Source organism: Stenotrophomonas sp. Steno-Z1 (assembly GCF_056393175.1).
Genome location: NZ_JBWJPB010000003.1, coordinates 152940 through 175899 on the forward strand (window position 1 = coordinate 152940; position 22960 = coordinate 175899).

18 protein-coding genes are annotated in these 22960 nt (G+C 69.6%); 8 read left to right on the forward strand and 10 right to left on the reverse strand.

The features are described from left to right. Positions 1 to 90 precede the first annotated feature (90 nt). From AC06FD_RS11430 to AC06FD_RS11440, 3 genes are all read right to left on the reverse strand, one after another. Positions 91 to 1557 (reverse strand): ExeM/NucH family extracellular endonuclease, encoded by a 1467-nt coding sequence (locus tag AC06FD_RS11430; protein WP_478077855.1) that lies wholly within the window; start codon positions 1555 to 1557, stop codon positions 91 to 93. A 984-nt stretch (positions 1558 to 2541) separates the two neighbouring features. Beyond that, complete coding sequence (locus AC06FD_RS11435; protein WP_259206787.1) at positions 2542 to 3060, reverse strand: c-type cytochrome; 519 nt, start codon at positions 3058 to 3060, stop codon at positions 2542 to 2544. 114 nt (positions 3061 to 3174) lie between these two features. Next, entirely contained in the window at positions 3175 to 3780 is a 606-nt protein-coding gene (locus AC06FD_RS11440; RefSeq protein ID WP_259206790.1) for a TetR/AcrR family transcriptional regulator, read from the reverse strand. Between the two features lie 140 nt (positions 3781 to 3920). On the opposite strand from AC06FD_RS11440, the gene AC06FD_RS11445 reads away from it, so the two are divergent. From AC06FD_RS11445 to AC06FD_RS11455, 3 genes are all read left to right on the forward strand, one after another. Further along, positions 3921 to 5084, forward strand: coding sequence for an isovaleryl-CoA dehydrogenase (locus tag AC06FD_RS11445; protein ID WP_259206792.1), 1164 nt, complete (start codon positions 3921 to 3923; stop codon positions 5082 to 5084). 9 nt (positions 5085 to 5093) lie between these two features. Beyond that, on the forward strand, positions 5094 to 6704 hold the full coding sequence (locus AC06FD_RS11450; protein WP_394162818.1) for a carboxyl transferase domain-containing protein: 1611 nt from the start codon (positions 5094 to 5096) through the stop codon (positions 6702 to 6704). Positions 6705 to 6768: 64 nt separating this feature from the next. Next, positions 6769 to 8757, forward strand: coding sequence for an acetyl/propionyl/methylcrotonyl-CoA carboxylase subunit alpha (locus AC06FD_RS11455; protein WP_478077856.1), 1989 nt, complete (start codon positions 6769 to 6771; stop codon positions 8755 to 8757). Between the two features lie 24 nt (positions 8758 to 8781). On the opposite strand, the gene AC06FD_RS11460 is transcribed toward AC06FD_RS11455, so the two are convergent. Further along, a complete protein-coding gene (locus tag AC06FD_RS11460; protein WP_478077857.1) occupies positions 8782 to 9951 on the reverse strand; it encodes a putative peptide maturation dehydrogenase in 1170 nt (389 codons plus the stop codon). Positions 9952 to 10093: 142 nt separating this feature from the next. Here AC06FD_RS11460 and AC06FD_RS11465 point away from each other — a divergent pair, with 142 nt between their 5' ends. Next, entirely contained in the window at positions 10094 to 10399 is a 306-nt protein-coding gene (locus AC06FD_RS11465; RefSeq protein WP_259206798.1) for an NHLP-related RiPP peptide, read from the forward strand. A 9-nt stretch (positions 10400 to 10408) separates the two neighbouring features. On the opposite strand, the gene AC06FD_RS11470 is transcribed toward AC06FD_RS11465, so the two are convergent. The 4 genes from AC06FD_RS11470 to aceB all read right to left on the reverse strand — a co-directional run bounded on the left by AC06FD_RS11470 (position 10409) and on the right by aceB (position 17246). Then, on the reverse strand, positions 10409 to 12919 hold the full coding sequence (locus AC06FD_RS11470; protein WP_478077858.1) for a putative peptide modification system cyclase: 2511 nt from the start codon (positions 12917 to 12919) through the stop codon (positions 10409 to 10411). Positions 12920 to 12935: 16 nt separating this feature from the next. Beyond that, positions 12936 to 13979 (reverse strand): GGDEF domain-containing protein, encoded by a 1044-nt coding sequence (locus AC06FD_RS11475; protein WP_259206800.1) that lies wholly within the window; start codon positions 13977 to 13979, stop codon positions 12936 to 12938. A 260-nt stretch (positions 13980 to 14239) separates the two neighbouring features. Further along, positions 14240 to 15532: an isocitrate lyase gene (gene aceA / locus AC06FD_RS11480; RefSeq protein ID WP_259206801.1), complete on the reverse strand. Its 1293-nt coding sequence runs from the start codon at positions 15530 to 15532 to the stop codon at positions 14240 to 14242. A gap of 64 nt (positions 15533 to 15596) precedes the next feature. Then, positions 15597 to 17246 (reverse strand): malate synthase A, encoded by a 1650-nt coding sequence (gene aceB, locus AC06FD_RS11485; protein ID WP_478077859.1) that lies wholly within the window; start codon positions 17244 to 17246, stop codon positions 15597 to 15599. 107 nt (positions 17247 to 17353) lie between these two features. Here aceB and AC06FD_RS11490 point away from each other — a divergent pair, with 107 nt between their 5' ends. Continuing rightward, entirely contained in the window at positions 17354 to 18319 is a 966-nt protein-coding gene (locus tag AC06FD_RS11490) for a LysR family transcriptional regulator (RefSeq protein ID WP_259206803.1), read from the forward strand. 14 nt (positions 18320 to 18333) lie between these two features. Continuing rightward, positions 18334 to 19236, forward strand: a complete 903-nt coding sequence (locus AC06FD_RS11495; protein ID WP_394162809.1) for a LysR substrate-binding domain-containing protein — start codon at positions 18334 to 18336, stop codon at positions 19234 to 19236. Here the strand turns inward: AC06FD_RS11495 and AC06FD_RS11500 are convergent. Beyond that, entirely contained in the window at positions 19226 to 20503 is a 1278-nt protein-coding gene (locus AC06FD_RS11500; protein WP_478077860.1) for an MFS transporter, read from the reverse strand. The two genes, AC06FD_RS11495 and AC06FD_RS11500, sit on opposite strands and share 11 nt — an antisense overlap. 132 nt (positions 20504 to 20635) lie before the next feature. Continuing rightward, positions 20636 to 21262 carry a signal peptidase I gene (gene lepB / locus AC06FD_RS11505; protein ID WP_478077861.1) on the reverse strand — a complete coding sequence of 209 codons (627 nt, stop codon included), beginning with the start codon at positions 21260 to 21262 and terminating at the stop codon, positions 20636 to 20638. Positions 21263 to 21439: 177 nt separating this feature from the next. Between lepB and AC06FD_RS11510 the strand changes: the two genes are divergently transcribed. Both AC06FD_RS11510 and AC06FD_RS11515 read left to right on the forward strand, forming a co-directional pair. Then, positions 21440 to 21856, forward strand: coding sequence for a hypothetical protein (locus AC06FD_RS11510; RefSeq protein WP_259206810.1), 417 nt, complete (start codon positions 21440 to 21442; stop codon positions 21854 to 21856). Positions 21857 to 21859: 3 nt separating this feature from the next. Further along, positions 21860 to 22309: a 3-dehydroquinate dehydratase gene (locus AC06FD_RS11515; RefSeq protein ID WP_259206811.1), complete on the forward strand. Its 450-nt coding sequence runs from the start codon at positions 21860 to 21862 to the stop codon at positions 22307 to 22309. The last annotated feature ends 651 nt before the right edge of the window (positions 22310 to 22960 follow it).

Genomic DNA, 22960 nt, shown 5'->3' on the forward strand with positions numbered 1-22960 from the left:
CAGCCACGCATGGCGTGGCGCTACGATGGTCTCGCGGCCAGGCATGCCGTACCGCACAGGCCATTCAACGCCGCACCGCTCGCCAGCCTGTCAGCGGTCGAACCCCAGCAGCAGCGGGTCGTGGTCAGAACTGCGCCACGGGCCCGGTTCGTTGCGGTCGCGGTAGCCCAGGTCGTCGGCTTCGTCGGCATTGGTGTGCCACTCGGCAGCACCGCGCAGGCGCGCGGCCATGCCCGGGCTGAGCAGGGCGTGGTCGAGGCGGCCGCTCATGCCGTTGTAGACATAGCTGTAGGGGCGCTCGACCTTGGCCACGGCGAAGGCATCGCGCCAGCCGGCGTCGTGCAGGGTGCGGATCGGGTCTTCCATCGCATAGGCGTTGAAGTCGCCCAGCAGCACCGCGTCGCTGCTGCCGATGCCGGTCGGGTCGGTGCGCAGCCACTGGTCCAGCAGCCTGGCCGATTCGACGCGGGTAGCGTTCCAGCAGGCCTGGTCGTCCTTCTGGTCGGCGTCGGCGCCGGTGGCCTCTGAACATCCCTTGGACTTGAAGTGGTTGGCCACGACCACGAACGGCGCGCCCTTGCCGGCGCGGAAGGCCTGGGCCAGGGGGACGCGGCTGTGCGGGCCGAAGGGGCCCTGCTCGAGGGTGGCCGGTGCGCCGACCGGGGTGACCCGCGAGGCGCGGTAGAGGATGCCCACCCGGATCGGGTTCTCGCCCGGGCCCTTGCCGGCATCGATGAAGCGCCAGTCGGCGCCGGCCCCGCGGGCGGTGTTGAGCGCGTCGACCAGCTGGGCGATCGCCGACTGCGGGCCGTAGCCGTCGTTCTCCAGTTCCATCAGCGCGGCCACGTCGGCGCCCAGGGCGTTGATGGTGGTCACCAGCTTGGCCATCTGCGCCTGGTGTTCGGCCAGGGTGCGGGCGCCGCGCAGGGTCGGGAAGCCGCCGCCCTGGCCGTCGCCGTTGAAGAAGTTTTCCAGGTTGAAGGCCGCCACGTGCAGCTTGCCGGGCACGACCGGTACGGCCGGGCGGTCCAGCGTGGGCAGCACCAAGGGCCGGGTCACCTGCAGGCGCGGAGTGCCCTTGGCATCCACCCGCACGATGCCCTCGACATTGCGCAGGACCATGCCGGTGCGCAGGGTGGCGCCGGCGGGCAGGTAGGCCACCGGGCCGGGGTCGCGCGCGTCGCTGCCGTCATCGAGCAGCAGGCGGCGATGTGCGTTGTCGGCGGCGATCTGCGAATGCCCGGCGCTGCGCGGGGCGGCCACTTCGCTGGGCTGCCAGAGGCGGCCGTCGAAGGCCACGGTGAGTTCGCCGAAGCGGTCCAGCCCATCGGTGCCGGCCAGGGTCAGCGGCGCGGCGATACGCACGTGCTGACCGTCCAGGGTGCGCCAGTCGGCGGGCGGCGCGGCCAGGGTGATGCTGGCCGTGCCGGCGGTGGTCGCCGGGGGAGCGGTACGCGGCTGCGGCTGCGGCTGCGCCGACGCAGGCGCAGCCGCCTGGGCGTGGACCGCGCCGGACAGCGCCAGCGCGAGGGCGAACACGAGGGGGATACGACGCATGGGTGGGACGACTCCGGGAAAGTACGGCAAGCCTGCAGGCGAAAGATGACCGGCGATGGCGCGGCCAGCGACCGCTGCAGATGGTAGCAATGCCAAGGCAACGGCCGGTAGGCACGGAGATCCACGCCACGCGCGGACACGACCCAGCAATGACCCGCGACGTAAAAAACCCCGTAGATCCACGCCATGCGTGGATACCGCGCGCAGCGCGGCAACGCCCGCCGAAGCCTGGGCGACCACGGCGCAACCACACCGTCCGACGTTCACCCCAAGCCGAAGAAGACCGTCCGGGTTCATGGCGCCGGAACGGAGAGCATCCACGCATGGCGTGGATCCATGATCGGATCCGTGTGCACACCGCCCCAGCAATGACCCGCGACGTAAAAAATCCCGTAGATCCACGCCATGCGTGGATACCGCGCGCAGCGCGGCAACGCCCGCCGAAGCCGCGTGACCACGGCGCAATCAACCCGCCCGGCGTTCAACCCAGGCCGAAGAAGACCGTCCGGGTTCATGGCGTCGGAACGGAGAGCATCCACGCATGGCGTGGATCTACGATTGATCCTCTTCAATACGGCCCCGCCAATGACCCGCGACGTAAAAAATCCCGTAGATCCACGCCATGCGTGGATACCGCGCGCAGCGCGGCAATGCTAGCCGACGCCCGGCGACCGCGGCACCACCGAACCGCCCGGCGTTCAATCCCGGCCGAAGAAGACCGTCCGGGTCCATGGCGCCGGAACGGAGAGCATCCACGCATGGCGTGGATCTACGATTGATCCGCGTCAATACGGCCCCGCCAATGACCCGCGACGTTCCACCGTAGATCCACGCCATGCGTGGATACCGCGCGCAGCGCGGCAACGCCAGCCGAAGCCCGGCGACCGCGGCGCTACCGAACCGCCTGGCGTTCAACCCAGGCCGAAGAAGCCCGTCCGGAGGCTCATGACGCCGGAACGAAGAGCATCCACGCATGGCGTGGATCTACTTTAGGTTGGCGAGCATCCAGTCGACGGTGGCGTGGATCTGCGCCTCGGTGAGCGCGGGGTTGCCGCCCTTGGGCGGCATGATCCCGCCATCCGGCCCGGTGTAGCCCTCCACGGCATGCTTGTAGAGGGTGTCCTTGCCCTGGGCGATGCGCGCGTCCCAATGGCCGTGGTCCAACGTCGGCGCATTGCCCACGCCGTTGGTGTGGCAGGCGGTGCAGAGGTTGTCGAAGATGACCTTGCCGTCGGTGGTGCCGCCATAGGCCACCTGCGAGGCGGCCTTGGCCAGCGCGGCGGCCTTGGCAGCCGCCTGGGCGGCGGCACCGGTGCCACCGGCATACACCGCGCCCGCCGGGGCGATGCGCTGTTCAGTGCGCTTGGCGGCCAACGGGGAGACTTCCGGGGGAATGCTGGTGTGCAGGTAGGCAGCGAACAGGATCAGGCCGAGCGTGATGGCCATCAGCAGCGCGATGACCATGGAGAAGCGTTTCAGGAACTCGAGGTCGTAATTCCGCACTCTCTATACCCCTGGCTGGTAGTCGTTGGACCACGGCTTGTCGTCCGAGTATGACCAGCGTCAGCGGGCCTCTGCAAGCCGCCGCGTTCTATCGCATTGCAGCATGAGCGGCGCTCAGGCGCCGGCGGCCCGCAGGCAGAAAACGCAGATCGACTCCACCAGCTGGTCTTCGTCGCCGTGCGCGTCGCGGCTGGGGGCGGTCGGGCCGACCAGCGCCTCGGTGAAGGCACCGACGATGCAGGCCGCCGCCACGTGGGTGTCCTGCGGCGGGAAGGTGCCGGCCTCGATGCCGTCGGCGACGATCCGCCGGAACACCTCGCCGAACAGCCGGCGGCAGCGGATGCGCTCGGCTTCCACTTCCGGGTCGACCGGCTCGGCGATGAAGGCGTAGGCCAGGCCGGGGCCGGCCAGCGCGCGCCGGACGAAGGCGGTGATCGCCCGGCGCAGGCGCTCGGGCGCCGGCAGCGGCTCGGCGGCGATCGCCTCGAAGATGCGCAGCTCGTGCTCCACCGCGGCGGTGAGCACCTCCACGAACAACTCGGCCTTGGACGGGAAGTGGCGGTAGATCAGCCCGGTGGAGACCCCCGCCTCGGCCGCCACGGCGGTCACCGGGGCGTTGCGGTAGCCGCCGGCGGCCACCAGCGCGCGGGTCGCCAGCAGGATCCGTTCGCGGGCGCCGGCGAGGCGTTCTTCCATCAGTGCGGAGCGTTTGTAGGCCATTTGTTGATTCTATGTTCAATTTTTGAATTTGTGTTCACTTCTTCTGCGAACCCCGCTACGCTGGGCCAAATCGCCCGTGGGACGGCCCTGACCGTCCACCCCAACCGGCGCGTCCCTTCCAGCTGTCGCGGAGCCGCCCCATGCACGTCCCCACCATGAACTTCCACCTCGGCGAGGAAATCGACCTGCTCCGCGAGAGCGTGGCCCATTTTGCCTCCGCGCAGATCGCCCCGTTGGCCGCCCAGGCCGATGAGGAGAACCTGTTCCCGAATGCACTGTGGCGCAAGCTCGGCGAGCAGGGCCTGCTCGGCCTGACCGTGGAGGAAGCGTACGGCGGCAGCGGCATGGGCTACCTGGCCCACGTGGTGGCGATGGAAGAAATCTCGCGCGCCTCCGGCGGCATCGGCCTGTCCTACGGCGCGCACTCCAACCTGTGCGTGAACCAGCTGCGCAAGAACGGCACCGAAGACCAGAAGCAGCGCTTCCTGCCCGGCCTGTGCAGCGGCGAGAAGGTCGGCGCGCTGGCGATGAGCGAACCCGGCGCCGGCTCGGACGTGGTCTCGATGAAGCTGCGGGCGGACAAGCGCGGCGACCGCTACGTGCTCAACGGCAACAAGATGTGGATCACCAACGGCCCCGACGCGGACGTGCTGGTGGTCTACGCCAAGACCGACCTGGACGCGGGCGCCAAGGGCATCACCGCGTTCCTGGTCGAGAAGGGCATGAAGGGCTTCTCCACCGCGCAGAAGCTGGACAAGCTGGGCATGCGCGGCTCCAACACCTGCGAGCTGGTGTTCGAGGACTGCGAGGTGCCCGAAGAGAACGTGCTGGGCGCGGTCGGCGGTGGCGTCAACGTGCTGATGTCCGGGCTGGACTTCGAACGCGTGGTGCTGTCCGGCGGTCCGCTGGGGCTGATGGCCGCGGCCATGGACGTGGTGATGCCCTACGTGCACGAACGCAAGCAATTCGGCCAGGCCATCGGCACCTTCCAGCTGATGCAGGCCAAGCTGGCCGACATGTACGTGGGCCTCAACGCGTGCCGCGCGTATGTGTATGCGGTGGCGCGCGCCTGCGACCATGGCCGCACCACCCGCCAGGATGCCGCCGGTGCGATCCTGTACTCGGCCGAGAAGGCCACCTGGCTGACCGGCCAGGCGATCCAGGTGCTGGGCGGCAACGGCTACATCAACGACTACCCCACCGGGCGTCTGTGGCGCGATGCCAAGCTGTATGAGATCGGCGCGGGTACCTCGGAGATCCGCCGCATGCTGATCGGCCGCGAACTCTTCCAGCGCACCAAGTAAGGGACGGCCATGAGCGTATTGAGCACCCAGCTGCAACCGGGCAGCGATCTTTTCGAAGCCAACCGCGCTGCGCTGCAGGCGGTGGTCGATGACCTGCGCAGCACCCTGGCGCAGACCGCGCTGGGTGGCAGCGAGGCGGCCCGCGCCAAGCACACCGCACGCGGCAAGCTGCTGGTGCGCGACCGCATCGATGCCCTGCTCGACCCGGGCAGCGCCTTCCTGGAGATCGCGCCGCTGGCCGCGCACGGCATGTATGGCGATCCCATTCCCAGTGCCGGCGTGGTGGCCGGCATCGGCCGGGTCTCCGGCGTGGAATGCGTGATCGTGGCCAACGATGCCACCGTCAAGGGCGGTACCTACTACCCGATGACGGTGAAGAAGCACCTGCGTGCGCAGGAAGTGGCCGAGCAGAACCGCCTGCCGTGCATCTACCTGGTCGACTCGGGCGGCGCGTTCCTGCCGCTGCAGGACGAAGTCTTCCCGGACCGCGATCATTTCGGCCGGATCTTCTACAACCAGGCCAACCTGTCCGCGCAGGGCATCCCGCAGATCGCCTGCGTGATGGGCAGCTGCACCGCCGGCGGCGCCTACGTGCCGGCGATGAGCGATGAAACGGTGATCGTGCGCGAGCAGGGCACCATCTTCCTCGGCGGCCCGCCGCTGGTGAAGGCGGCCACCGGTGAAGTGGTCAGCGCCGAAGAACTCGGTGGTGCCGACGTGCACACGCGCATTTCCGGCGTTGCCGACCACATGGCCGACAACGACCTGCAGGCGCTGGCGCGGGTCCGCGCGATCATCGCCCAGCTCAACTGGCGCAAGCCCGAGCCCGCGCTGGCCGTGCAGGCGCCAGTCGAGCCGCGCTACCCGGCCAGTGAGCTGTACGGCGTGATCCCCGCCGACACCCGCAAGCCCTACGACGTACGCGAAGTGATCATGCGCATCGTCGACGACTCGCGTTTCGACGAGTTCAAGCCGCGCTATGGCGCCACCCTGGTCACCGGCTTCGCCCACCTGCACGGTTATCCGGTGGGCATCATCGCCAACAACGGCATCCTGTTCTCCGAGTCCGCGCTCAAGGGCGCGCACTTCATTGAACTGTGCACCCAGCGCGGCATCCCGCTGGTGTTCCTGCAGAACATCACCGGCTTCATGGTCGGCCGCAAGTACGAACACGGCGGCATCGCCAAGGACGGCGCGAAGCTGGTGATGGCCGTGGCCTGCGCCAAGGTGCCCAAGTTCACCGTGGTAATCGGTGGCTCCTTCGGCGCCGGCAACTACGGCATGTGCGGCCGCGCCTATTCGCCCAACTTCCTGTGGATGTGGCCGAACGCGCGTATCGGCGTGATGGGCGGCGAACAGGCCGCCAGCGTGCTGGCCACGGTGAAGCGCGACGGCATCGAGGCCAAGGGCGGGCAGTGGTCGGCGGAGGAAGAGGACGGCTTCAAGTCGCCGATCCGCGACCAGTTCGAAACCCAGGGCCATCCCTACTACGCCAGCGCGCGCCTGTGGGATGACGGGGTGATCGACCCGGCCGACACGCGCCGCGTGCTGGCCCTGGCCTTGTCGGCCAGCCTCAACGCGCCGGCGAAGAAAACCGGGTTCGGTGTGTTCCGCATGTAAGGCACGCGCGGCACCGCGAGGTGCCGCCCCCTGCTCCGCCATTGGCCCGCGCCACGAGACCTCCATGTTCACCAAGATCCTGATTGCCAACCGCGGCGAAATCGCCTGCCGTGTCATCGCCACCTGCCAGCGCCTGGGCATCGCCACCGTGGCGGTGTATTCCGACGCCGACCGCAACGCGCGCCACGTGCGCCTGGCCGACGAGGCCATCGCGATCGGCCCGGCGCCGGCACGCGACAGCTACCTGCGCGCCGACGCCATCCTGGACGCGGCCCGCCGCACCGGCGCGCAGGCGATCCACCCCGGCTACGGCTTCCTGTCCGAGAACGCCGGCTTCGCCCAGGCCTGCGCCGAGGCCGGCATCGTGTTCATCGGCCCCTCCGCCGCGGCGATCCGCGCGATGGGCGACAAGAGCGCGGCCAAGGCACTGATGCAGCAGGCCGGCGTGCCACTCACGCCCGGCTACCACGGCGACGAGCAGGCGCCGGAGTTCCTGCGCGCCCAGGCCGATGCGATCGGCTACCCGGTCCTGATCAAGGCCAGCGCCGGTGGCGGTGGCAAGGGCATGCGCCGCGTGGACGCCGGTGCCGACTTCATCGACGCGCTGGCCAGTTGCCAGCGCGAAGCGCAGTCGGCCTTCGCCAATGCCCACGTGCTGGTGGAAAAGTACGTCGAGCGCCCGCGCCACATCGAGATCCAGGTGTTCGGCGACAGCCACGGCAACGTGGTGTACCTGTTCGAGCGCGACTGCTCGGTGCAGCGCCGCCACCAGAAAGTGCTGGAAGAAGCCCCGGCGCCAGGCATGACCGCCGAGCGCCGCGCCGCGATGGGCAAGGCTGCCGTGGATGCGGCGCGCGCGGTCGATTACGTTGGTGCGGGCACGGTGGAGTTCATCGCCGCGCCGAACGGCGATTTCTTCTTCATGGAAATGAACACCCGCCTGCAGGTCGAACACCCGGTCACCGAGTGCATCACCGGCACCGACCTGGTCGAATGGCAGCTGCGCGTGGCCAGCGGTGAACCGCTGCCGCTTCAGCAGGACCAGTTGCAGATCCGCGGCCATGCGCTGGAAGCGCGCCTGTACGCCGAAGACGCCGACCGCGGCTTCCTGCCGTCCACCGGCACGCTGCAGCACCTGCGCCTGCCGTCGGGCAGCGCGCATGTGCGCGTGGACGCCGGCGTGGAGCAGGGCGATGCGATCACCCCGTTCTACGACCCGATGATCGCCAAGCTGATCGTCTGGGACGTGGACCGCGATGCCGCGCTGCGCCGCATGCAGCAGGCCCTGGCCGAGTGCGAAGTGGTCGGCGTGACCACCAATGCCGCGTTCCTGCGCCGACTGGTGATGACCGAGTCGTTCGCCACCGCCAACCTGGATACCGCGCTGATCGAGCGCGAGCAGGCCGCGCTCGCGCCGAACGCGGACGACAGCGATCCTGCCCTGTGGGCGATGGCCGCCATGGCCGCCATCGGCAGCCAGGATGCAGCCCGCGTCGACGCACGCGACCCGCACTCGCCCTGGCAGCAGCAGGACGGCTGGCGGCTGGGCGCGCGTGCACCGCGCACGCTGACGCTGGAGCACCGCGGCACCCAGCAGCCGGTGACGGTGCAGCAGCAGGACGGGGCATGGTTGGTGACCGTCGGCGATGCCCGCGTGGTCGCCCACGGCGGCCTCGACGGCGATGCGCTGCGCATGCAGAGTGGCGATGCGCTGCACCGCGCCCGCGTGGTGCGTGAGGGCGATGCGCTGTATCTGTTCGGCAGCGAAGGCGCGCAACGTTTCACGCTGCACGATCCGGTCAGCGAAGCGGACCAGGCCGTGGCCGACGCCGGCAGCCTGCTCGCGCCGATGCCCGGCCGCATCGTCGCCACCTCGGTGGCGCCGGGCACCGCCGTCAAGCGCGGCGCGCCGCTGCTGGTGCTGGAAGCGATGAAGATGGAGCACACCCTGCAGGCCCCGGCCGATGGCGTGGTGCAGGGGTACCGGGTCAAGGCCGGCGACCAGGTGGGCGATGGCGCCGTGCTGGTGGACTTCGAGGCGGACGGGGCCTGAGCCCCGCCCCCATCGCAACGCCGGTTACACCGCCGCCGGGTGCCAGATCATCCCGGCGGGATCCAGCTCGGTCGTGGTCATCTGCGCAGCGCGCCAGCCGAAGCCGCAGACCGCCAGCACCCCCTCGGCGATGGTGTCGAGCTGCAACGCGCGCTCGATGTGCTTTTCATTGATCGCACCCGTGATGAACGCGCCCAGCCCGGCATCGGTGGCGGCCAGGTAGAGCGTCTGCGACAGGTGCCCCGCCTCCATCGCCACCACGCGATAGCTCTTGGCATGCTGTCGGTACTTCCAGAACGTGCGCTCGAACCGCGGGGCCAGCACGACCAGGACGTGGGCGTCGGCGAACCAGTGCTGCTGGCCCACCATCTCCATGACGAACGCGCGATCCACCGTGACCTCGGTGGCCACGCGCTCCAGCTCATGGGAGTCGCCGCGATAGTGGTACAGCCCCGGCGCGAGCCCGGCCACGTTCTGGACCACCAGGTAGGCCTCGATCGGATGCAGGCCACCGCCGGAGGGCACGCTTTTCTTGAGGAACACCAAGTCCTGCCCGACCTGGAAACGGCAGCGGCTGCCGAAGGTGCGTTGCAGCAGCTGGGCGAACACCGCCAGCGGCAAGGGCCGGTCGGGATCGAAGTTGCGGCAGGTGACGCGGCGCGCGAGCAGCTGGTCGAACGCGTTGCCGTCCACGTCCGGCAGCGCCAGGCGGGGGCCGGCGCCGGCCAGCTGCGGTGCTTCGCGAGGCGGCTCGCCCAGGGTCTGGCGCATCTGCTCGGCGGTCTCGGTCTCCGAGGCCTGCATGTTGTACACGGCATCCACGCCGTCCCAGCGCGAGAACGCATGCATCACGGCAGCCAGCGGATGCCAGTGCACCCCGCGCAGGCGCGCATCGCGCGCGGCCGCGACGCCCTGCCCGTCCTCGGCGATCAACAGGCCGGCCGCCAGCAGCGCCTGCGCCATCGGCATCTCGGCGGCGTCGGCGGCCAGCTCGGTCCAGGCGCTCGGGCTGAGCGTGCCGAGCCAGGCCTGCGCCTGCGCGGACAGCGCCACGGGCTGCTCCAGGTGCGGGGCCAGCGCCACCCAGCCGAGCGACCGCACGCGGCCGTCGCCGCCGTCCAGCAGCGCTTCGAACTGGAATGCCACCGTTTCCCGCGGCTCAAGCAGCAACATTGCACATCGCCTCAGGCGCACAACCCCTCCACCGCGTCTATGAGCACAAGAAAGGATATCGTTCCGGATGCCGACAACTTGACCCCGTTATCGCCCGGACCCTCAAGAACCCTGCGCCCGGGCCGACACCAGCTCATTGCGTCCATCCACAGAGAGCCCCGCCATGCCCACCCTGAAGCTTGAAGCTGCCTCCGCCAAACGCCTTGTCGAGCTGCTGTCCACCGACGATGCCTTCCGCGAGCGGTTCGTCACCGACACCGCGCAGGCCATCCTGGATACCGGCCACGTGCCGGAAAGCGACGCGGCCCTGCACGACTTCGTCAAGCAGTGCTGCAGCAACATCAGGCTGGCCGACAAGGACAGCATCGCCAAGGCGCAGAAGGAAATCTTCGCCATGCTCACCTCCGGTACCGGCTACAACGTGCCGATGCTGGAGCACGGCAAGGGCGCGCCGCGCACGCTGCGCTGAGGGCAGGCGCTACGGGGCCGACACCCGCGTCGGCCCCGCACCCGTGGGGCGCTGGCCGGTGACCGCGCGCACATCCAGGATGTTGAGCGCCTGCAGGCAGAAGCTGCACTCGATTTCTGCGTAGGCCATGCCGGCGCGCTGCTGCAGCCAGCCGGCATGCTGGGCCGCGATCTTCTCCATGCCGGCGTCCCGCGCGGCATGCATGGCCGCCACGCGCGTCTGCACGCGCGATTCGGGACTGATGAACGGCGCCAGCGTCTGCAGCGCTTCGCGCGGCTTGCCCTGGACGCGCTGCTGCTCGGCCTGCAACACCGCGCTGAACTCGTCCACCACCCGGCTCTTGGGGAGGTTCTTCAGTGCGGCGATCCGCTCCGGCAGTGTCTTGGCCAGGCTGCCATCGCCCAGCCGCCTGGCCACGATGCCGGCAGCCAGCGCCGACACCACCCGATCGATCGCATCCACGCTCGGCGCGCTGTCGATGCCGGCGAAGGCACGCGTGACCGCGTCATGGGTGAGCGCCAGCGCGCGTTGGCGCTGGCCGGACTGCATGTAGGCCACGGCCAGCGGCACGTGGTAGTTGAGCTGGTCGGCACCGGGCTTGTCGCGACTGCCGGCCAGGCCACGCTCGGCATGCCGGAGCGCGCCGGCCACGTCGCCACGGTCCAGGGCGACGGTGGTCTTGACCAGGTCGCCGTGGTAGTTGGCCGCATCCAGCGCGTCGAGCAATGTGCCGGCGCGGCTGAAATCGCGGCGGGCGGCGGCCACGCTGGCCTGCCGCATCAGCGCCCCGTTCCAGCCGATCGATACCGCTTTGCCCAGGGCCGCGTCGGCGTCGTCGTAACGGCCCAGCGCGAGCAGGATGCGTCCGTACTGGTCCAGGCCGATGCTGTGCAGGTCCACGGTGCTTTCGGCCACGCGCTTGGCCAGTGGCAGCGCGTCGAGGAAGCGGTTTTCGTTGTACAGGTTCATCGCCGCGTTGTTCGCGGCCGGCACGTAGTCCGGATACAACTCGGACATGCGCAGCCAGCCGTCGCCGGCACGGTCCGGGTCGAACACCTGCAGCGTCCAGTTCTTGACGTACATCGCCTCGCGCGTGGGCAGGTGCGCGGTGAGTGCCTGGGCGCGCCGCAGCGCGTCGGCGGCCGAGCCGAAGTCGACCTGCGCGAAATGGCAGCGCGCCTGCCCCAGCCACGCCAGCGCGAAGTCGCCGTCGATCTCCGTGGCCTGCTGGTAGAAGCCCAGCGCGGCGCGGTAGTCGCCCTTGAGGTAGCGCTTCTGGCCCAGCGCGAAGGCGCGCAGTGCATCCATATTGGCGGTGGTGACCTCCGGCAGCGGCATGGCATCGCGCTGGATCATGGCGGCCTCTTCGCCCAGCTCGTCGCGCAGCTCCAGCGAGACCTTGTCCACCGCCGCCAGCACGGCGCCCCGGTCGGCGAAGGACGTGCTCACCGCCAGCGTGTGCTGGGTGCGCGGGTCCATCACCTCCACCGAGAACCGCACCCGTCCGCCCACATCGGTCACCGCCGGCATCAGCACCAGGTTGGCGCCGGTGCGGAGCGCGACCACGGCGGCATTGCTGCGGTCCAGCGCGCCACCGCCCACGCCCTTGCGCATCATCTGCAGGGTGCGTTCGATGCGGTCCTGGCTGACCACGTTGACGTGCCGGGACTGTTCCAGGCTGATCCGGAAGGCCTGGTCGAGCGTGTCGTCCAGGATGGGGTTGTCGGTGAGGTTGCGCAGGTCGCCGATGACCACCCAGTCGCGCTCGGCGAAGGCGATCGCCGGCGCCGGCCGCAACAGCATCCAGCCGCCGGCCATCAGCATCGCCATCACCGCCAGCTCGGCGACCAGGGCCGCCGGTTGCCGCCACAGCGGGATATCGCGCCGGGCCTTGGCGTTGCCGCTCGGCATGCGCAGTGGGGCGAAGCCGACCTCGCCCACCTCGAACACTTCCTGGCGGGTGGGCACGCCCTTGAAGCGCCAGCGGCCATGCGATTTCCACAGCAGGCGCGTGGCGCGGTCGCCGAGCTCTCCGCTGGCGCGATGGGTCAGCGATTCGGCCACCGCCGACATCAGGATCTGGCCCGGCCGGGCCAGGGCCATCAGCCGGGCGGCCATCGGCTTGGCCAGGCCCTCGACCTCCAGCGACTTGGCACCCACCCTGATCGCTTCGGGGCTGTTCTCCCAGGTCAGCACTTCACCCACGTGCAGGCCGGCGCGGGCGCGCAGCACGATGCCGCGCTCCTCGCCCAGCCGCTTCAGCCCGCGCTGGTAATCCAGTGCGAAACCCAGCGCGTCGATCGCGCGTTCGAACAGCAGGAACAGGCCATCGGAGCGGTCGATCTGGTGCCCGTTCCATTGCTGCTGCAGCGTCAACACCAGTCGATCGTGCTGCTGGAACAGCTCGGCCGCAGCCGTATCACCGATGCGTTCGACCAGGATCAACGAATCGCACAGATCGGTGAACAACAACGCCCGCATCTGTGGGGCCTGGGTCGACGTTCCGATGTCGCCGTACATGCCGATCTTCCCCCGCTCAGGGTGTGGCGGTCGCGGCACGCGACCAGTGCAGCCGGTTGCCGCCCAGGCGCTTGGCCTGGTACAGCGCGTTGTCGGCGCGAGCGTACCACTCGCTCCAGTCGGTGTGGGGCTCGAGCAGGCGCACGCCGATGCTGACCGGGCAGACGTGGGGCACGCCGTGGGCGCGGTCCATCAGGCCGTGCACGGCGCTGAGGATGAATTCGGCGGCATGCTGCAGGCTGTCGGCGGTGGCCGTGCGCAGCAGCAGGCAGAACTCGTCACCGCCGAGCCGGCAGGCCAGGTCGGTCTCGGTCGCGACCGAACGCAGGATGTTGGCCATGCTCTGCAGCACGCGGTCGCCGGCCTGGTGGCCGTGCTCGTCGTTGACCTTCTTGAAGTGGTCGCAGTCGATCAGCAGCAGCCCCTGCGGCGGGCCTTCGGGCTGGGTGCGGCAGTCCTGCAGGTACAGGGCCAGGCCGCGCCGGTTGTGCAGGCCGGTCAGCTCGTCGGTCCGCACCAGCTCGCGGGTGTGGGTGAGCTGGTGGGTGGTGATGTACAGGTTGTCGAGCGCGGTCTCCAGGTCGTGGTTGCGCCGGCGCAGCTGGCGGATCAGGACCTGTTCGTTGCTCACCACGCGCATGATCGTGCGGCGCAGGAAATAGGCGATCAGCCCCGGATCGTGGTCGACCAGGCGCTGGAAGTCGGCGTTGCCCAGTTCCAGCACGACGCTGTCGGTGATCGCGCGCGCCTCCGCGCTGCGCGGGTGGTCGCCGATCAGCAGGCCGAGCTCGCCGAAGAATTCATTGGGCCCCAGCGACTTGACCAGCAGGTCTTCGCCAAAATCGAGCTCGATGCCGCCGCTGACGACCACGTACATCGTGTCGCCGGCTTGACCGCGGTGGAACAGCTGGTCACCCTTGGCCAGGTGCTGCTGCCGGCCGAACTGGGCGAACAGCGCGAACTCGCTGCTGCTCAATACGGCATGCACGATCTCAGCCATCGCAGTCTGGGCGATGCCTGGTTCCTGTTCGCACACAATCGCCGCAACCTTGCCGGTCATCCCGTGCACCCGCTTCCCAGCGTTCCCCCGGTGAGCGGAGGAGAATAGCACCCCTAAAAAGTGTGCGCCTCATCCCATTTCAGTGCCCGGGCGCCCCATTTTCGGGCGGCCGCGGCACATCCCCCTTTCATACGCAGCCCGGGTCCGCCAGCGGCCACCCGGCCGACGGGACGGACCGGCCGCCGAGCGGCCCCATGCAGCGACGGGCGGTCCCCCGACCGCCCGTCGCCCCGGCCTTCCCTGGCCGCCCTTGGGGGTCGTCAGGCCGCGCGTTCGGCGTTGAACTGCTCCTCCTCGGTCGACCCGCTCAGGGCCGTGGTCGAGGACTGGCCCTGCTGGATGGCCTGGGTGACCGCGTCGAAGTAGCCGGTGCCGACCTCGCGCTGGTGCTTGACCGCGGTGAAGCCCCGGTCGGCCGCGGCGAACTCGGCCTCCTGCAGCTCCACGAAGGCGCTCATCTGGCGGCGCGCGTAGCCGTGGGCCAGGTTGAACATGGAGTAGTTCAGGGCGTGGAAGCCGGCCAGGGTGATGAACTGGAACTTGTACCCGTATTTGGCGATTTCCTTCTGGAAGCTGGCGATGGTGGCGTCGTCCAGGTTCTTCTTCCAGTTGAAGCTGGGCGAGCAGTTGTAGGCCAGCAGCTTGCCCGGGAACCGGGCGTGGATCGCCTCGGCGAACTTGCGGGCGAACTCCAGGTCCGGCTTGCCGGTCTCGCACCAGATCAGGTCGGCATAGGGCGCATAGGCCAGGCCGCGGCTGATCGCCTGGTCCAGGCCGTTGCGGGTCTTGTAGAAGCCTTCCACGGTGCGCTCGCCGGTGGTGAACGGCTGGTCGTTGCCATCCACGTCGCTGGTCAGCAGGTCGGCGGCCTCGGCGTCGGTGCGCGCCACCAGCAGGGTCGGCACGCCCATCACATCGGCCGCCAGGCGCGCGGCGTTGAGCTTCTCGATGGCCTCGCGGGTGGGCACCAGCACCTTGCCGCCCATGTGCCCGCACTTCTTCACCGAGGCCAGCTGGTCCTCGAAGTGCACGCCGGCGGCGCCGGCCTCGATCATCGCCTTCATCAGCTCGAAGGCATTGAGCACGCCCCCGAAACCGGCCTCGGCATCGGCCACGATCGGCTGCAGGAAGTCGATCTCATCCTTGCCTTCGGCATGGTGCAGCTGGTCGGCGCGCAGCAGGGTGTTGTTGATCCGCTTGACCACCGCCGGCACCGAGTCGGCCGGGTACAGCGACTGGTCCGGATACATCTGGCCGGCCAGGTTGGCGTCGGCGGCCACCTGCCAGCCGGACAGGTAGATGGCGTTCAAGCCCGCCTTCACCTGCTGCATGGCCTGGTTGCCGGTCAGCGCGCCGAGCGCGTTGACGAAGTCCTTTTCCTGCAGGTAGGTCCACAGCTTCTGCGCACCCAGCCGGGCCAGCGAATGCTCCACGTGCACGGTGCCGCGCAGGCGCACCACGTCGGCGGCAGTGTAGTTGCGCTGGATGCCCGCCCAACGCGGGTCGGTGTTCCATTCGTGCTGGATCTGTTCGGCGGTCGGCAGCGTGCTCATGGCGTTTCTCCAAGGGGGGAAGACGGTGAATGGATGAAGCGGTGCGGAAGGCGGGCAGTACAGGTCAGTCGAGGCGGTCGTAAGCGGGCAGGGTCAGGAAGTCGGTGAGTGCGTCGCGGCGGCTCAGCTCGCCCAGCAGCGCGATGGCCTCGTCGATGCGGCCGCCGCCGGGCAGCGCGGCGCGGTCGCCCAGGCGCGCCGGCAACTGCGCCAGGGTGGCGTCGAGCAGGGCCAGGTCGATGGCGGTGCCGTCGTCCAGGTGCTGGCCAGGGGTGTGCAGCCACTGCCACAGCTGGCTGCGGCTGATCTCGGCGGTGGCCGCGTCCTCCATCAGGTGGTGGATGGGCACGCAGCCGTTGCCGTCCAGCCAGGCGGCCAGGTAGCGCACGCAGACCTCGACATTGCCCTCGAAACCGCCGCGGGTGATGGTGCCGGTGGGCGCGGCGATCAGATCGTCGCGGCCCACCTGCACGTCGTTGCGCAGCACGCCGTGCTGGTTTGGCCCGGGCATGTGCGCGTCGAAGATCGCCTGGGCCACCGGGATCAACGCCGGATGCGCCACCCAGGTGCCGTCATGGCCGGCGGTCACTTCGCGCAGCTTGTCCGCGCGCACCCGCGCCATCGCCTGCTCGTTGGCGGCGGCATCGTGGTTGATCGGGATCTGCGCGGCCATGCCCCCCATCGCGTGCGCACCGCGGCGATGGCAGGTGCGGATCAGCAGTTCCGAATAGGCCTTCAGGAACGGCTGGGTCATGGTCACCTGGCCACGCTCGGGCAGCACCTTGTCGGCGTGGCGGCGGAAGGTCTTGATGTAGGAAAAAATGTAATCCCAGCGCCCGCAGTTCAGGCCGACGATGCGGTCGCGCAGCGCATGCAGGATCTCGTCCATCTCGAACACCGCCGGCAGCGTTTCGATCAGCACCGTGACCTTGATCTGCCCATGCGGCAGGCCGAGCATGCCCTCGATGTGCGACAGCGCGGTCTCCCACAGCGCCGCCTCTTCCATGCTCTGCAGCTTGGGCAGGTAGAAGTACGGGCCACGCTGCTTGCACATCAGGGTGCGCGCGTTGTGGAAGGCGAACACCGCCGCGTCGAACAGGCCGCCGGCGATCGGCTGGCCATCGATGCGCACGTGCTTTTCATCCAGGTGCCAGCCGCGCGGGCGCACGATCAGCACTGCCTGTTCGTTGAACGGGCGCAGGGTGTATTGCTTGCCCGGCTTCCCATCGACGGATGGCCCGGTGTGGGTCAGATCGCCACGCACCGCGCCGATCAGCGCCTGCTGGCCGGCCAGCAGGTTGCGCCAGGCCGGGGCGGTGGAATCCTCGAAGTCGGCCATGAACACCTTGGCCCCGGAGTTCAGCGCGTTGATGACCATCTTCGGGTCGGTCGGGCCGGTGATCTCCACGCGGCGATCCTGCAGTGCGTCCGGCAGCGGGGCCACGCGCCAGTCGCCGTCCCGGACCTCGGCGGTGTCGGCGCGGAAGTCCGGCAGGCCGCCGCCGTCGAAGAACGCCTGGCGCGCCACCCGGGCCTGCAGCCGGCGCTGGCGCTCCGGCTCCACCGCACGGTGCAGCGACACCAGCAGCGCCAATACCCCCGCCGGCAGCAGCGCGGACTGGCCGGCGAGCTGGGTGGTGAGGGCGATGCCGGGCGTGGCCGGGGCATCGGCGGGGGTGGGCTGGGCAGTGGCGAAAGCGGCGACGGCGGACATGGCGGGTTCCTGCAGTGCGGTAGGGCCCCACCGTGCGCTGCCGTACCGTATTTGACAAAACAGTTATCGCAATGCTCACCATAAGGTGTGCTTATACTCGTAACGCCATGCCCACACCGCGCCCGCCAAGCCCCCGGTTTTCCTACAAATCCGACCGGCTCAAGCCGCTTCGGGCGTTCTGTCAGACGGTCCGCCTGGGCTCAGTCTCACGGGCAGCTGAGGCGCTTTTCGTCAGCCAGCCGGCCATCAGCCAGCAGTTGCAGGCGCTGGAACGCGAGCTGGGGGTGAGCCTGTTCGAGCGCAGCGGGCGCCGGCTGGTGCCCAGCCGCGAGGGCCAGCTGCTGTTCGAGATGGCCCAGCCGCTGGTGGAGAACCTGGACGGGCTGGAAGCCAGCTTCCGCGACAAGGTGAAGGGGCTGGACGCCGGCGAGCTCAACATCGCCGCCAACAGCTCGACCATCCTGTACCTGCTGCCGCGCATCGTGGAGCGCTTCCGCCAGCGCCACCCGGACGTGCGCCTGACCCTGCACAACGCGATCAGCGCCGATGGCACCGACCTGCTGCGCAGCGACGCGGCCGACCTGGCCGTGGGCTCGATGACCGACGTACCGGCCGACCTCAGCTACGCGCCCGCCTATCGCTTCGAGCAGGTCCTGATCGCGCCGCCGGGGCATCCGCTGGCGCGCGGCGAGCTCAGCCTGGAGGCGATCTCGCAGCATCCGCTGGTACTGCCACCCAAGCGCCAGATCACCTACCGGCTGGTCGACCAGGTGTTCCAGCGGCACCGCTTGCCCTACACCGTGGCGCTGGAAGTGGGCGGCTGGGAGGTGATCAAGCAGTACGTGGCCATGGGCATGGGCATCTCGATCGTGCCGGCGCTGTGCCTCAACGATGGCGACCGCGAGAAGCTGGTGACACGCTCGATGAGTGCGTGGTTCCCCGAGCGCAGCTACGGGGTGATCGTGCGCCGCGGCCGGTTCCTGTCACCGCAGGCGCGCGCCTTCATCGAGCTGATCCAACCGGACCTGTTCAGTCCGCGCAGCTATGATGAAAGCGGGCATTCCGAGCGCTGACCCGGGCATCTTCCATGTCGATCGAACTACGCCACCTGCGTTACTTCCTGGCCGTCGCCGATACCCTGCACTTCGGCCGCGCCGCCGAACGCCTGGGCATGTCCCAGCCCCCGCTCAGCCAACAGATCCGCCAGCTGGAAACCCTGCTCGGCGCGCGCCTGTTCGTGCGCGCCAACCGCCGGGTGGAACTCACCGATGCCGGGCGCGTGCTGCAGGAGCAGGCGCGCGAGGTGCTGGCGCGGGTGGATACCGCAGTCGACCTGACCCAGCGCGCGCAGCGCGGCGAAACCGGCGAACTGCGCATCGGGCTGACCCGGGCCACGCCGCTGTCCACGCAGATTCCACGCGCGATCTTTGCCTACCGGCAGCAGTTCCCGCACGTGCAGTTGAAGCTGCGCGAGATGAACACCCTGCAGCAGATCGATGCGCTGATGGCCGGCGAGCTGGACGTCGGCCTGATCCGCAAACGTGCGCTCCCGGCGCCGCTGGTGTCACGCAAATTGTTCAGTGATCCGCTGGCGCTGGTGGTGCACGACCAGCACCCCCTGGTGCGGGGCCTGCCCGCCGATGCGCCGCTGGCGCTGCGGCAGTTCGCGCATGAGCCGTTCGTGGGCTTCCTGCGCGAGGTGGGCGCAGGCATCCACGATCATTTCATCGCGCTGTGCCGCAGCGCGGGCTTCACCCCGCGCATCGTGCAGGAGGCGGGCGAAGCTTCGACGCTGATCAGCCTCGCCGCCTCGGGCCTGGGCGTCACCGTGCTGCCGGCTTCGTGCAGCCATATCCAGGTCGATGGGGCGCGCTTCGTCGCACTCAGCGACCGCGCCGCCAGTTCGGAAGTGCACGTGGCCTGCCGGCGCGGCGCGGCGTCGCCCCTGATCGGGCACTTCACCCGGCTGCTGCAGGGCGTCAGCGGCTGAGCGCGAGCGCCGCGGCGGCGGCCGGTTGCACGCGTCGCCGCAGCCGCCAGGCAATGCCGGCGCCGGCCACGGTCAGCACGCCGACGAAGCCGCATACGCCCAGCCAGTCCCAGTGCGTGTAGAACACCCCACCGATCACCCCGGCCACGCTGGAGCCCAGGTAGTAGGCGAACAGGTACAACGCCGACGCTTCGGCGCGCATGCTGCCGGCGCGGCTGCCGACCCAGCTGCTGGCCACCGAATGGCCGCCGAAGAAACCAAAGGTGACCAGCGCGATGCCCGCCGCCATGCAGCCCAGCCACGGTAGCGCCAGCAGCACGATGCCCAGCGCGATCAGCCCGTAGCAGATCGCCAGCACGCGGCTGCGGCCGTGCCGGTTGGCCTGCTGCCCCATCCACGCCGAACTGAAGGTGCCGACCAGGTACACGCTGAAGATCAACCCGACCACGGTCTGGCTCAGGCCATAGGGCGGGGCCAGCAGGTGGTAGCCGAGGTAGTTGTACAGCGTGACGAACACGCCCATCAGCACGAAGGCGGTGGCAAACAACCAGGGCAGGCCGGGGTCGGCGAACAGGCTGCGCCAGCGTGCGGGCAGTTCGCGCAGGCCGCCGCAGCGGCTCTGGAAGTGGCGTGAGGGCGGCAGCTGGAACCACAGCAGCACGGTGCTCAGCAGCGCGATCACCGAGACCACGCCAATACCCCAGCGCCAGCCCCAGTGGTCGGCCACGATGCCGGCGATGAGGCGGCCACTCATGCCCCCGATCGCGTTGCCGCCGATGTACAGGCCCATCGCCAGGCCCAGCGCGCGGCTGTCCATCTCTTCGGCCAGGTAGGTCATGCCCACCGCCGGCACCCCGCTCAGCGCGATGCCCAGCAGGGTGCGCAGCACCAGCAGGGTGGACCAGTCGTCGACCAGCGCGGTGGCCACCGACAAGACGCTGGAGGCCAGCAGCGCAGCGACCATCACCCCGCGCCGGCCGATGCGGTCGGAGATCAGCCCGGCGATCAGCATCGAGACCGCCAGCAGGCCGGTGCTCAGCGACAGGGTCAGCGCGCTGTTGGCGGCCGATACGCCGAAGTGGCGGCTGAACTCGGGCAGCAGCGGCTGCACCGTGTAGAGCAGGCCGAAGGTGGAGAAGCCGGCCAGGAACAGCGCCGCCGCCGTGCGCCGGAATGCCGGGGTGCCCTGCTGGATGTGGTCTGTGGCCCCCGCAGCCGTGGGGGGTGCGGAGCTGCGGGCGGGGCCCGCTGCGGTGTCGCCATTCATGCCGGTAAGGCCCGCGTGGACGGGCCGGAGCGAAGAGTCAGCGCTCAGGATAGGCAGCGCCGACAAGTCGATCCATAACCTCCAATGTCTGAATCGAGACGCCGTGGATATCGATTCAGATCCGGCCCGGGGTTACAGCGCCTGCCAGGTCAGGCCCTCGCCGCGCCGGTAGTAGACGTGCGACGCCTTGCCGTACAGCGAACTGGCATGGACCAGGCCGAAGAAACGCCCATCGGCGCTGTTGCCGCGATGATCGCCGAGCATCAGCACTTCGCCGGCCGGCACGGTGAGGCCGCTGATGTCCGGGCCGCCGCCCTGGCCGAGGTCGAGCCGGGCCAGGTGCTGGCCAAAGTCCTCGATCTCGCCAGCGCCGGCTTCTGCCAGGGGCTGGCCGTTGATGCTCAGGTGGCCCTGGTGCAGCTCCACCCGGTCACCGCCCACGGCGGCGATGCGCTTGATCAGGCGGATGCCGTCCACCGGTGAATCGAACACCGCCACGTCGCCGCGCTGCGGCTGGCCGGTGTGCAGCAGTTGCACCGAGGTGAACGGCAGGCGCAGGCCATAGGCGCGCATGTCCACCACCACCCGGTCGCCCGGCATCACGGTGTGCTGCATCGAACCGCTGGGCACCTGGTAGTGGTTGGCCAGCGAATCACGCGCGGCCAGGAGCAGGCCCAGCATCACCGCCACCGGGAGGGCTTCCTTCTTCAGCCAGTGCAGCATCCGGTTGGGGGCGGCGGTGGCGGCGGGACGGTCCATGGCGGGGCTCTCTCAAGGGGTGACGGTGTGACCGGGCGGCGCAGGCCGAGTTCCCGGCGGCGCAGACAGAAGCTACGCGATGTTTACGCGCCACGGCAGGCGCCGGCATGGCGGTTTTACGGGCCGCGGTCGCATCGTGGCGTCACCGCGCCGCAGGGCGCTTGTTCGAGGTGTTCCATGACCATCCTGATGATCCGGCACACGCCGCCTGGCGCGGCGCCGGATGCCGCCCCGCTGCCGGCCCGGGTTGCCGGGCACCGCCTGGCCTGTCGCGACTGCGACTCGCTGCCGGCCCTGCTGCGCTGCCTGCAGCGCGCCCAGCGCAGCCGGCCGGCGCTGGTGCTGATCGCCACCGCCGCGGTCGACGCACCGCAGTGGGCGCGTTACGGCCAGGCACTGCGCAGCGCGCTGGAGGCGCTGCCGGCGCCGTACATCGAGATGGCCAGCAACGATGACGACGCGCTGGACGCGCACCTGCACCCGCAACACGGGCCGACGGCGCGGGTGGTGTGCAGCAGCGGCCGCGCCGATGCCTGCCGGCTGTCGCTGGCGATCGCCGCGCGTCGCCTGCAGGCCGTGCCGGAGGGGGCCTGAGCCATGTCGATCTTCATCATCCGCGGGCCGGAAGCCAGCGGCGCGCTGATCCGTACCGCCGCGCCGCTGCCGCCTCTCCTGCTGAAGGCGCTGGTGCATCGCGCGATCGACGCCGGCACCACGCTGGCAATCCGCGCCTGCGGCTCGGAGCAGGAACTGCTGGACGCGCTGCGCGTGGCCGACCACAGTCGCGGCGAGGTAACGCTGCTGGACCCGGGCGCCTGCGTGGACAGCGTGCGCCTGCAGCGGTTGCTGCCGCATCTGCACAACGTCTACGTGGAAGTGCACGACGACGATACCCGTGCCCCGGAGGCATGCCTGCCGGCGGATGTGGGCCAGCGTATCGGGGTCGCGCATGGGTACTGCGCGCAGAGTTACATGCATGCACTGGAGATCGCGCTGGACCATCTTGGGTGCAGCGAGATCGTGGAAGGCGTGCACGTGGGGACGTGAGGGACGCTGCCGCCGCGGAGCGTGTCTGCGCGCGGCGGTCGGTGGGTTTGGCGCTGGGCCCACTACCCTTCCGGCGATGCCTCCGGTGTCCGCCTGCGGCCGCTCCCCTCTTCTATTTCGCCTCAAGCGGGAGTCGGTGGGTTCGGCGCTGGGCCCCCATGCCCTTTCCGGCGAATGTCCTCCGGCCGCGGAGCGGCCTCCCCCTTTATTTCGCCTCCAAGGGCATGGGGGCCCAGCACCAAACCCACCGACCCGCCTGGCTTTTACCTGCTTACCGCAGCCGAGCCCCGTAGCGGCCGGTAGGCTCCTGGGCAAAATAAAGGAGGAGGCCGCCCCGCGGCCGGGGGACATTTGCACCAGGGGCCTACCGACCGCTACGGGGCCCTCGCGCTCGCGCAAGGCCCCAGCGGAACCGCCACCCCAAAGAAAACGGCGGGGTTTCCCCTCCGTTCTCAGCCTGCCGCCGCCCCCTCCCCCTTTATCTCGCCTCCAACGGCATAAAGGCCCAGCACCAAACCCACCGACCCACCTGGCTTCTACCTGCTTACCGCAGCCGAGCCCCGTAGCGGCCGGTAGGCTCCTGGGCAAAATAAAGGAGGAGGCCGCCCCGCGGCCGGGGGACATTTGCACCAGGAGCCTACCGGCCGCTAC